At 44.5% G+C, this 11,927-nt stretch carries 8 protein-coding genes; 4 read left to right on the top strand and 4 right to left on the bottom strand.

Annotated elements, in window-relative coordinates; all coding sequences use genetic code 11:
• Positions 1–331: 331 nt before the first annotated feature.
• The 4 genes from manA to mngA all read right to left on the bottom strand — a co-directional run bounded on the left by manA (position 332) and on the right by mngA (position 7,574).
• Positions 332–1,519 (bottom strand): mannose-6-phosphate isomerase, class I, encoded by a 1,188-nt coding sequence (manA, locus tag AACT19_RS13915; protein ID WP_076646784.1) that lies wholly within the window; start codon positions 1,517–1,519, stop codon positions 332–334.
• 2 nt (positions 1,520–1,521) lie between these two features.
• On the bottom strand, positions 1,522–2,688 hold the full coding sequence (locus AACT19_RS13920; RefSeq protein WP_076646786.1) for a glycerate kinase: 1,167 nt from the start codon (positions 2,686–2,688) through the stop codon (positions 1,522–1,524).
• A 45-nt stretch (positions 2,689–2,733) separates the two neighbouring features.
• On the bottom strand, positions 2,734–5,403 hold the full coding sequence (mngB, locus tag AACT19_RS13925; RefSeq protein ID WP_076646788.1) for a mannosylglycerate hydrolase: 2,670 nt from the start codon (positions 5,401–5,403) through the stop codon (positions 2,734–2,736).
• 236 nt (positions 5,404–5,639) lie between these two features.
• Positions 5,640–7,574 (bottom strand): PTS 2-O-a-mannosyl-D-glycerate transporter subunit IIABC, encoded by a 1,935-nt coding sequence (mngA, locus tag AACT19_RS13930; RefSeq protein WP_076646790.1) that lies wholly within the window; start codon positions 7,572–7,574, stop codon positions 5,640–5,642.
• A 317-nt stretch (positions 7,575–7,891) separates the two neighbouring features.
• Between mngA and AACT19_RS13935 the strand changes: the two genes are divergently transcribed.
• The 4 genes from AACT19_RS13935 (at position 7,892) to AACT19_RS13950 (ending at position 11,852) form a co-directional block, all read left to right on the top strand.
• The gene (locus tag AACT19_RS13935) at positions 7,892–8,608 is read left to right on the top strand and encodes a GntR family transcriptional regulator (protein ID WP_076646792.1); all 717 of its coding nucleotides are present in this window, start codon (positions 7,892–7,894) and stop codon (positions 8,606–8,608) included.
• Between the two features lie 232 nt (positions 8,609–8,840).
• On the top strand, positions 8,841–9,737 hold the full coding sequence (locus AACT19_RS13940) for a hypothetical protein (RefSeq protein ID WP_076646794.1): 897 nt from the start codon (positions 8,841–8,843) through the stop codon (positions 9,735–9,737).
• Between the two features lie 215 nt (positions 9,738–9,952).
• Positions 9,953–10,705, top strand: a complete 753-nt coding sequence (locus AACT19_RS13945) for a DUF481 domain-containing protein (RefSeq protein ID WP_076646796.1) — start codon at positions 9,953–9,955, stop codon at positions 10,703–10,705.
• A 235-nt stretch (positions 10,706–10,940) separates the two neighbouring features.
• Positions 10,941–11,852: a 2OG-Fe(II) oxygenase gene (locus AACT19_RS13950; RefSeq protein ID WP_076646798.1), complete on the top strand. Its 912-nt coding sequence runs from the start codon at positions 10,941–10,943 to the stop codon at positions 11,850–11,852.
• Positions 11,853–11,927 lie beyond the last annotated feature (75 nt).

Below are 11,927 nucleotides of genomic sequence, written 5' to 3' on the forward strand. Positions count from 1 at the left end.
TACAGGCTTATATTTGCTCATTCTAATAATGAAAAAACCCGCCAGAGTGCGGGTATGGTCAATAATCATGACTGTCAAAGACAGATAGATAATACCAATCGTAGTAAATAACTGTCAGCCTAGCTGGTTCAAAAACTCGATAACTGCGTTAGAATTTTTGATTGTAGAATAACTACTTATCGAAAAATTCTGCCTTGTTCTCAAGTCTTTTTCCTGCGCTATTTCTGATCACTTACTTACTGTGATTGGTATAACAACCATCAATCCAATATTGAGTGCCTCTTTACAGTGGCACTCTGACATTTCTTTTGCTTTAACTAGCACGGGGGCACTAGTTAAAAGCACGAGCCAAAATGCCATTCCCTTGATATTGGTAAACACTTGAATTACTGCTTACAAAGACCGATTCGCCGGGTTTAAGAGAAACTGACCGTCCTTCTGAAGTCACGCTAGCCTCACCTTCCACGCAGAACAAGATCTCTGCGCTACGTAAATACTGTGACTTGCTCTCATCAGTCGCAGACAAGATATCAAAGCCAAAGTCATCCACTGGAATCGGATAGCTCATCTTGCCCTCTTTCAATACAGGCTTAAGGCGAATATCTTCTGGCTTAATCGGCTCAAAGATCGTGTTATCGATAAGCTCAGGAACGTCTATGTACTTGGGGGTGAGACCGGCACGAAGCACATTGTCAGAGTTTGCCATAATCTCTAAACCCGTCCCTTGAACATAAGCATGTGGGGTTTCTGCGAATAGGAACATCGCTTCACCCGGTGCCAGTTCAACCGTGTTAAGCATCAATGGGGCAAACAAACCAATATCACCCGGATAGTGCTGTTTGAATTCAATGCTGTATTGCAGAGCTTCACGCCCCATAACCGTTTTGGCTGGTCGCGCATGTGCAGCATAAAGCTCATCAAGTGCGGCTTCTTTACGTTCACCTTCAAGAGACATAATTGCGCTAAAAAAAGACTTCAGAGAATCACTGTCGGCATTGGCTTTAAGTACATTAAGCTCAATCGCTAACGAAGGAATATCCGCTTCTTCGAACAAGGCAATAATATCGTCGATTGGACGAAAGCCATTCATCGCTTTGTAAAAGGTCAACGCATAAACCAACTCAGGCTTATGGTTTGGATCTTTGTAGTTTCGATTGGACGCATTCAAAGGGATGCCAAGTGCATTCTCTCGCTCAAAACCTAATTCTGATTTGCGCTTGTTGGGATGAACCTGAATCGATAACGGTGTTTCAGCGGCTAACACCTTAAACAGGAAAGGTAATTCACCGAAACGTGCCGCCGTGTACCCGCCTAAGACATCGATTCTATTTTCATCAATCATGTGAGAAAGCGGCTCACCGGTATCGCCTACTTTGGAGCAACCATTAGGATGAGCACCCATCCAAATTTCTGCTTGAGGTTCTTGGTTTGGGTTCACAATACCAAAAAGTTGGTTAATGGAGTCTTTGCTTCCCCATGCGTAGTTTTGAATAACGTTGTCGAGTTTAAATAGAGACATAATTACTTCTCATTAAAAATCTGGCTGCCAAGCTTGAGCGTGGCGGCGATATTACGGGCAGTACGAGTCAGGTTTTGATTCGCTTCTGATAAAACTTGGTCTAAAGACTGAGGTGAACGTACGGTTCCAAATAAGCTAGACATTGAACCGTAAAGCTTTTCAACGTCTTGCCCCAAAGAGCCCGCTATTCCAATGGTTGGAATACTCAGCTTTTGAGCTCTCTGAGCGATACCGAAAGGTGTTTTACCTTGCAGGGTTTGGTTGTCCATCTGCCCCTCTCCGGTCACGACCAGTGAAGCACCTTCAAGAACCTTATCTGCATCCAAAGCATCTAATACCATCTCAATACCCGCTTTAATTTGGATATTGAATGCAAGACTTAACCCCAGAGGTGTACCACCAGCCGCACCAAAACCAGCTGTGTCACGATGATTAGTACCCGTATGTGCTTGAGCGATATCGGCAAAGTGACCGATCGCAATATCAAGTTGTTCAACTTGAACTTTTGATGCTCCCTTCTGTGGACCAAACACGGCACTGGCTCCGCTTTCACCACACAGTGGATTATTCACATCACATGCGACCACGAACGTCACTTCTTTACATCTCGGATGTAACCCATCAAGATCGATGTTTGCTAGTTGACTTAATTCGGCGCCGCCACCAGATAACTCGTTGCCTTGCTTGTCTAATAGCTTGCCTCCCAACGCTTGTAAAATGCCAGCACCTGCATCGTTGGTTGCGCTGCCGCCCAGACCAATGATGATTTGTTCCACGCCTTTATCTAGCGCATCTCGAATCAGCAACCCTGTGCCGTAAGACGATGCTTTGAGAGGTGATCTTTCTTCTACGGTTAATCGGTCTAAACCCGACGCTTGGGCAAACTCTACCAAGGCAGCGTTTACGCTTTTTCCATCAACCTGTTGTACAAGTGAAGCCCAGTAAGCCGTGCATTCACGTCCGATTGGATCCGTCGTTTGCAGCCCTTGCTTCTTACCATTGAGCGCGTCTAACAACACGTCTACCGTGCCTTCTCCGCCATCGGCGAGTGGCATTTTCACAAACTCTGCATGAGGGAAAACGTCAGCAAATCCACGCTCAATACAAGACGCAACTTGATGAGCGTCGAGTGATTCTTTAAATGAATCGGGGGCAATTACAATTTTCATTGTCGTTCACCATTCCCGCCCATCAAGGTGAGCGGGTGATTGAAATTAGAATTTGATTTGGAATGTTTTCGCTTGGCAAGATGCCAATTCACCAAAAGATAAGTCGCCAAAAGACAACTCACCAAAGGTTTCAGTTGCTACATCACCTTCACGAACGCGCTCGTCCATGCTCGTCTCTTTCCAGCTTGAAACCGCTTGAGTGAAAGAGATTGAATCCGATACTGAACCCGTTTCTGCTGGGTTGTAGACCCGCATGACCAACGCATCTTCATCTTCCGCTTTCTTCAGCACACTCAGCACAGCGCCTGATTGTTGCTTAGACAAAAGGCTAAAACTCATCGGTAGGTTTTGCTCACCTACGTTTAGCTTCATCGCGTTGTAAGGGATCTTGTTGTAGCATTCGATTTGAGTGACATTGTCACGTGCTTGCGCCATGACGTTCGCGTCAATATGGTTGCCAGAGAAGCCACACAGCGTGAATTCACACACTAGCTTGCCGCGCACTTGTGAATCAGGGGTCGGGATCTTGATACCTGAAGGACGACCCGGACGAAGCAATAGTTCTTCTTTACCTAACACGCCGATACCGCGGAATAGTGTCAGTGCGAAGGTATCTCGGTTTTCGTCACCTTGAGATGCAATCACTTCAAATTCACGCAGACCATTCGACATAATCGCCATACCCGCTTTGCCGTTTTCTAGCGCTGCGAAGTTCATTAACTGATACACAGGAACTGGCGCTTCTTTCCACTTTTCTTCTTCCCAAACCGCCATTGCTGGGTCATTGGTTGGTCGAGTAATACAACCGAACTGGTTATCCGCAACCACAGTTTCAGAAACGAATGGCGTTGGTACTAAGACACGTACACGGTGGTCGTCGGCTTGGTTGTCTAGTTCCATACGTACTTCAATGCGGCGAGAACCTTGCTTCAGTACCACTTGGCATTGCGCTTCAACGAATCCGTTTTGACCCGTACGTTCTTCACGCTCTGTAAGGTTGGCAGGCACGTTCATGCGGAAAGCGATGTTCGCTACCGATTGGAAGCCTTGGTGATCAATCGATGTTTCGACTGGGAATTCATCTGAGTACAGTAACCACTCTTGACGAGATGGAGAGTAATCGTACTCATCGCCGTCATCAGAACCGTCTTCTAAACGAAGGACTTGGTCGAATACTTGCTCTGTCTCTTTATCGAAAATAGTCAGAGTACCGTTGTCGTTTACATTGATTCGGTAGTACTCGTTCTCTAGTAAGTAGTCTTTTTGTTCTGCAACTTTTACTGCACCCTTCTCGTTACCTTGGATGTGTAACGTGGTGAAGCCCATTGCTGGAACACTACGTTTGATTTGAATATCAAACTCCATGAACGGGTCGTAGTTACCGTAGTGAACGATTTGGCGGTCTACTTTACCCGGGTCAATTTGGCGCTTGTCTTGGATGAAGTACTCAACTGGGTTTTCGTTTTCATCAAAGATTGAGAATTCTTGAGCACGGATAGTAATGGTTGTGTTCACCACTTCTTCACGCTCGTATGGAGAAAGGTTAAACATCGCCAGTTTGTCGCAACCTTCGCGATCCGGCATGTGGTCAACAATCTTACGCTTGTAGAAATGAATCAGGTTGGTCGCCATGTCGTCCGCAAGGATGTAACGGTTAAGGATCTCAGCGTGAACCTTGTCAGAACAGCAGCAGCCAATCGAGTCATGAGCGTGGTTCTTCATGCTCTCTTTCCACATTTTCTCAATCAAACCGTGGTGGTATTCAAAGCCTAATGTCCAAGCGATAGATGCTAGCGGTTCTAAGATATTTACAATCTTGTTTTCGATTTCAGCGTGGATCAGTTTGATGTCCATACGCGTAGACGAAATAGTACGGTGAACACGCATGTATTTACCGTCGTTGAATTCGCCTTTAATTGTGTCGAGTTGGTCGCGTGCTGCTTCTACTTTTTCGAATACTTCTTCAAAGCGACTCATTGAGAATTCGCGATCTGGGTAGATTTCGCGAAGTTTGTCCATTACTTCAAAGATGTCTTTTTGAATCGGCATTTGGTCATGGCCATTCGGCAGCAAAATGTCTTTCGTTACCGATGGTTTTTCTAGCACTGGGAAGTACTTATCTAAACGAGCACGCAAGCCTTCTTCGTCTTGTGGAAGGTATTTGCCAATTGCGTAACCTAGCGGAAGCACTTGTGCCGTAACTTCACTGCCGTCGTTTGATTGCCATAAGAATTCTGTTTTATTCGTGCCATGACGTTCTGAACAACCACGCCAGAACATTGCACGCGTGATGTCGAAACCGTTGTAGATCATCGGCAGCTGTGAGCTCATGCTGAATGAATCTGGTAGGTAACCGATCTTCATTGCATCGCCAAATTTCATACAGTCGCGAATGCCATACATCATGTTACGTACAATTGACTCACCAGAAACTTGCATTGTGTCGGTTTGAGAATACCAAGGGCCAATAATAAGCTTGCCCGCTTCAACCAATGCTTTTACGCGTTCTGTGTTCTCTGGTTTGATCGCAAAGTAGTCTTCTAGAACGGCTGTTTGACCATCTAGAACGTAGTATTTGTATTCTGGATCACTCTCCAGACGGTTCATGATTTCTTCCATGTTGTTCACAAGAAGAATGCGAGATTCTTCTGTTGTGAAATACCATTCACGATCCCAGTGCATGTGTGGAGTAATATGTACGCGTGATGTAGTCATAATCATTTACCTAAATGTGTCGCTTCGAGTAAAACTAAAGTTCGAACCCAAATACGACTAAATTAAAGTTTTTCAAGGGGTTAAAATTGGCTGCCACTAAATTTAGGGTGCAGAAAACCACGCCCAGAATCTGTGTGAATAAAACCGTTAGGAGCACAGGTATTTAGGACAGCCAGTTGTTTGTTATTTTTTATATATTGATTTCGCAGTGAGTTAGGAGCTAACTCAAAATTCAGTTAGTTCTGTGTTGCAGTACTTGCTTCAAACTTACCCTTTTTTACAGCGTGACCACGCCACATCAGAAGAGTAATGGTTGAAATTACTGTGCCGACAATCGCAGCACCGAACCAGATTGCCGCAGCAGAGAATGCGCCCAAACCAGAATCGTGTAACAAGAAGATAGAGAAGATACCTGCGCCCGGAGTCGATAGACCAATACCTGCCGCGCCAACCATCGCACCTGTAACCACTGATCCTAGTAAGAATGAGCCGATTACACGGATTGGATCTTCAATCGCCATTGGGATTGCACCTTCGGTAATACCCGCTAGGCCAAGTAGCCATGTAGATTTACCGGTTTCAATCTCAAAGTCTTTGAATAGGCGTGGAGCAATCATGGTTGAAGCCGTTACGGTGAACGCTGATACCATTTTTACTGAACCAAAGATTGCGTATGGGCCATAAACACCGTTCGCCATTGCACCTAAACAGAATGCGTAAGCGGCTTTGTTTACCGGACCACCTAAGTCGAATGATACAAACAGACCAAGAATCGCACCCAATAACAGCGCATTGGTGCCTGACATACCGTTCAACCAGTCCGTTAGACCTTGGTTTAGGAACGCTACAGGTTTACCGATAACAAATAGCATCAAGCTACCTGCCACTAAAGTACCGATCACCGGATAAAGGTAGAAAGTAAGGAAGCCGTTAAACGCAGGGCCTAAGCGAACATGCTCTTTTACCCAACGCATCACGTAACCAGCAATCAAACCCCCAACGACACCACCAAGGAAACCTGAACCAATGATGTTTGCTGCAATACCCGCGGCAAAACCAGGACCCAGTGCCGGTTTATCTGCTAATGAGTAAGCTGTGTAAGCCGCCAGTACTGGCACCATCAACGTACCCAGTAGGCCGCCACCTAGTTTGCGATACATCCATAGCCAAGAATCTTTTGTTGCGTAGAGCTCTTGCAGGTCAAAAATTTGCGCGATAAGAACAGCAACCGCAAGAACAGTACCACCAGCAACGATAAGAGGAACCACGTAAGAAATACCAGAAAGCAGTGCTTGTTTAAGCTCAGTTTTCAACGGCAGTTTCTTCGGTTTGTCATCGGTAGCAACTTTACGTTCTGCACCATTACCTTTTTTCGACTCTTCAATCGCTTCATTAAGAATGCGTTCACCGTGCTTAATCGGTTCTGCAACGGGGGTTTCAACACGAGGAATGCCATTAAAGCGCTCAGATTCTTTAATCGCAACTTCAGCAGCAAACACACACGCTACAGCATTATTAAGTTGTTCCGCAGTTAAGCGATCTTCAATACCGTTTGCGCCTTGTTTTTCAACATGCACATTATAGCCAAGCTTTTTGCCCGCCTTTTCAAGATATTCTGCCGCCATATAGGTATGAGCAATGCCTGCAGGGCAAGCAGTAACACATACAATTGTCGGTGCATTTGTATCTAAGTTGTCTTGTTTTTCTTCTTGTTGATTGTCGCCATCAAGAAGCGCAAAGATTTCTTCAGCCGTTGTCGCTTTTAATACCGCTTCGCGAACATCGTCGTCAACCAATGTAGTTGTCAGTGCGGTAAGCAGATGCATGTGGGTAGAACCCGCTTCTGCATTTGGAATCGCAATTAGGAAGATAAGATTCACATCTTCGTCTTCATCCAAGCCTTTCCATTTCATGTCTTCTTTAAGCGTTGCTACAGCGAAGCCAGCTTCTTTAACCGCGTCAGTCTTGCCATGCGGTACTGCTAGGCCTTCGCCAAGCGCTGTCGGGCCTTGCTCTTCACGAGCAAATACTGCATCAAGATACTCTTGCTTGTTATGCAGTTTGCCTTGCTGATCCAGTTGGTCAGCAAGTGCGTAAATCGCTTCTTCTCGACTGCTAAACGTAGTTTGCAGATTTACGAGCGACTTATTCGTTAGAGTAGTAAGTTTCATAACCTTTGTCCCATAGTCACGGATTAGTACGACAGTCGTCCCTGTCGACGAGAAGAATAATACAACTTCAAGACATTTAATCCGTGATCACGATCTCATCAATACATATTTGTATTTAATTTGTATTTAAATCGTATTGGTAAATCCTTTAAGAAAGCTTGTTATGTATCGTTTAATTTGTATTATATGTACTACAAAACGCAGATACGACGCTCACACTAACCTTTAAAGCAAGGCTTATATAGAGCAAATTTACGTATTTAAGGTACAGGTTGTTAATCAAAGTCTAGTTGTCCTAGCGCACAAATGAGGCAAAAATGGCAAGACTCCCTATGTATCGCCAAATCGCCGATGCAATAAGAGAAAAGATCAGTTCTGGAGAATACAAGGTTGGAGAAGCACTCCCAACAGAAGCGCAATTGCGTGAAGTATTCTCAGTAAGCCGTGTAACGGTTAGACAAGCACTGAAACTACTGATCGAAAACGATGAGCTTGAAAGCGTTCAAGGCAGCGGCACTTACGTTAAAGAGAACAAAATCAATTACGACATTTACAAACAATCGAGCTTTCAAGAAAAGTGGGCGCATTTGGATGTGGTTACACACAGTGACGTTCTGGCCTTTGAAATGAAGCCGTGTTCTTTGGCGATGTCTGAGCATTTAGATATCAAAGAAGGCGAATTGGTTTTCTACGTAAAGCGTGTTCGTTTCATAGACAACAATCCAATCACGGTTGAAGAAACTTGGTTACCTGTTGCCCTATTCCCAGATCTCACCTATCAAGTGATGCAGACATCAAAGTACGACTTTATTGAGAACACCAAAGGCATGGTGATTGATAGAAGTGAGCAGGAATTGGTACCGATTCTTCCGCCTGAAGACGTTGCTAAACAGTTAGGTATTGACCCAGCTCAGCCTATCATTGAAAAACGTACTCGCGGTTACCTCGCCAATAACACGGTATTTGAATACAGCCGAAACTACTTCACGTCTAACGATTACCGATTTACTTTGGTCGCAAAACGCCAAAGATAATACCCATCAGCGAGTTTCTATAATAGCAAATTAACCAGCACAGAGAGCGCCTTGTTCTCTGTGTTTCTGTGCTGTTATTTCAATCATAAACCTAGCTTTCTCCCCAAAATATTCCTAAACCAATATCAAGCAACCTCACGAAAGATCATTCACGTTCATTTAAATACTGTTCGCGCACTTTGAACATAAACTAAGCGCAAAATGACAAGAACAACAGTCGACAGGAATGTAGATGAATACCAAACAACTTGAGGACGCGGTAAGCGAAGTGAGCTTATTCAATCAGCACCTCCACTTAATCCAATCCGTGCATACCATTCCGACCCCAAAAATGAATTGGGAGTCGATTGCGATGGAACCTGCGCCGGCAATGCCAACGGTCCGATTCGATCATAAAGTCAAAGCCATGGAAGCACTCGATGAGTACAAGCCTAACTGGCTAGATATGTTGCTGGGCAGCAAGTCGAAGTTGTACACCCTCACCAACAATATTGAGCGTGCGGCCGAAAAAGACATCGAACAATACAAAACTGAGTTTGTAAGTTGGGTTCAACACTACAGCTATTGGGCCAAAGGTAATCAGTTGTCGAAAGGCATTTTAAACAACGATAGTGGCGCCAAGCTTTCTGCCCTTTCAGAAGCGCAGCAGAACCCTATAAACGCCGCTGTAGTCGACACCAAGCTGATAAACCATAACTTTAATACCTATAAGAATGGGCACCTATTAGAAGTCAATATTCAGGTTAATAAGCACAACGTCATCCCTAAAGAGAAAAAGGTATTGTGCCAAGGCGAAGTGAAGCTTGAAACGATGCCTCTTTCTGAAAGCAACACCTTATATCGTGAGTATGTGTGCAGCTGTATTCTTAAATGCGCGCAAGATGCTTTCAACGTCTTGCCTGAGACCAGCGTCTTAATCAATGTTGAACAGGTTCTAGCTGACTATTCGAGTGAGGCCATTGTTTCATGCCATGTCGAACAGGGATTACTCGAGTTCCTATTAATCGAAGATGATAAACCCTCTGAGATACTTGAATTCTTTGTGCATATTGAAGATTTCAACCCTCATCGAGGCAACGGGTTTTCTGCGATTAAAACCATCTTCTCGCCTTTGCCTATCGCGTCTTAAATCAATCCAATTTTCGATTCAATCATTGACTACTATTCACGGCTAACCTTACGTTCGTCGTGTTAAATCACTTTATAAACCAAACCATTATGTCGACACACACTATCTCACAAACAACGCGCCCATTACCGTTACCATTACCATTACCATTAACCAATACAGTTTCATACACACGCTCCCGAGCAAAACTGCCTTTATTTCTCATCGCGTTCTCTATGCCCGTATTTGGAGAAGAGGTTGAAGAAGTGGTACTCGAGGACGACGTCGTATTAAGCGAAGCTTCTGAGTTAAAAGAAGAAGCTGAAGAATCTCCTTTTACAACCCTGATTAAGCTTGGGTTTATCTACTCGCAAAACACCAGCTCATCTTTGTCGATCAACTCTGGAATCTCTGTTGGATACAAAAAAGAGAACTGGGGACAGCGAATTCAGTTCGATACCTACTATACCGATGCTGAAAATGACGAAGATGGTACTAATCGCTATACCACAAACTATGGCATTAGCTATGACCTGAACGAAGTCACCTATTTGGTCGCGACAACACGTTTTGAACACGACCACTTTGGTACTTATCGTAAGCAATTCATAACAGCTACAGGACTGGGTCGCCACTTTTATGATACTGAAAGAATCAAACTCCAAGGGTCTGCCGGTCCGGGTTACCGAATCAGTAAGCGACAGTCATCTGATGAAGAGTTTCCAAACAAAGAGAACTATGAACTGATCGTCAATGCCAATATTGATGGCTCTCTGACGCTCACAGAGACGTTTTCTATGGGGGCAACGGCTAACATGGCTTACGGTGAAGAGAACACCAATTACAACCTCAAAGGCTATCTAAAGAACATCTTGATGGGCAATTTGGCGCTAACTTTTGATACAGAATACATCTACAACACCACCGTTGCGTCAGACCAAAGTAACGCCGAAATCTACAGCTCAATGAATCTAAACTACGATTTCTAAATAACACTTCCCCCATCGAACATGCAAAAGGATTTGCATGATCGTCTAAGCTTCTCCATCACTCCGTAATTTGTTCATCACTAACTATTCCTGCCGCTTATTGACTTAAGCAGAACCGCTAAGCCGCTATCTGATTATATAGAAAAAGTTAATTCTGTTTTGTCCAGCGCCCCGTTTATCTACAAACCTTGATGTAATAGATTGGTCGCAAGCAAACAAAAGGAGCGAACATATTATGTTATCTAATCAACTAGAGCGCGCACGCGCCATCGATTTACCGACACGAGAAGCGATGCTTCAACGAGCTCCTTCTGTACAACAATTTTGGGACAACAATAAGGGCTTGTTCAGCGAGGCTTGGAAAGAATGGGAAGCAAGTGCGGAAGGCAGCCAATTGGATTTCGATGATTCGCTGTTAGATGCCCGCCTGCGTGAAGCTGTCAGAGAAGCTTGGCAAAATCCAACGAAAGAAATCGCGGTAAAAGACTTGCTCGAAGAGATCTCTCCTGGAGTATTTAAGTTTCAGTTCTTTGATGCTGAACGTCTCGCTGAGTTGCGTGATTACTTGGAAGCGGTCTCTAACGCACAAATTCCGCTGCGCCCACCATATGGCATAGTACTTAACCGTGGTGGAGCGATGTTAGACAGCCGTTCTGAAGGTTATTTAGCCGCGCCAAGTTTCCAAGCGTTTTACAGAGATTTACTCGACAGTTACATGCGCCCTATCGCCCGTTTATTGTTCCCAGAAATCATGGGATACGATACACAAACTTTTGGGTTCTCGATTCAGTATCAAGCGAACAAAGATACCTCTTTACGTCTCCATACTGATGCGTCTTCTGTCACGCTCAACATTAACGTAAATATGCCAGATGAAGAGTTTTCAGGGTCAGAACTTAACTTTTATGACCCTGCTACGGGTAAGATGAACCAAACAACATTCACGCCCGGTGTCGCTATGATTCATCGAGGAAACGTTGCCCATGCGGCGCTGCCGATAACAAGTGGTGAACGTTCAAACTTGGTATTGTGGTTGTATGGCGACCGTGGACAAATACCACACCACAATTCGGCACTAGAGCCTATAGATGCACATCATCGTTGGACGGTACCAACCGTGGTACATGACGATTTTGCGCCGTTCTAGACTGTTTTGTACCGTTCTAGACAGTTTCGTACCATGTTAAATGATACAAACTCTCTTAGCCTTTCATGGCAATTG

It is taken from the genome of Vibrio sp. 10N.222.47.A9 (assembly GCF_963872585.1).
Lineage (GTDB): Bacteria > Pseudomonadota > Gammaproteobacteria > Enterobacterales > Vibrionaceae > Vibrio > Vibrio splendidus.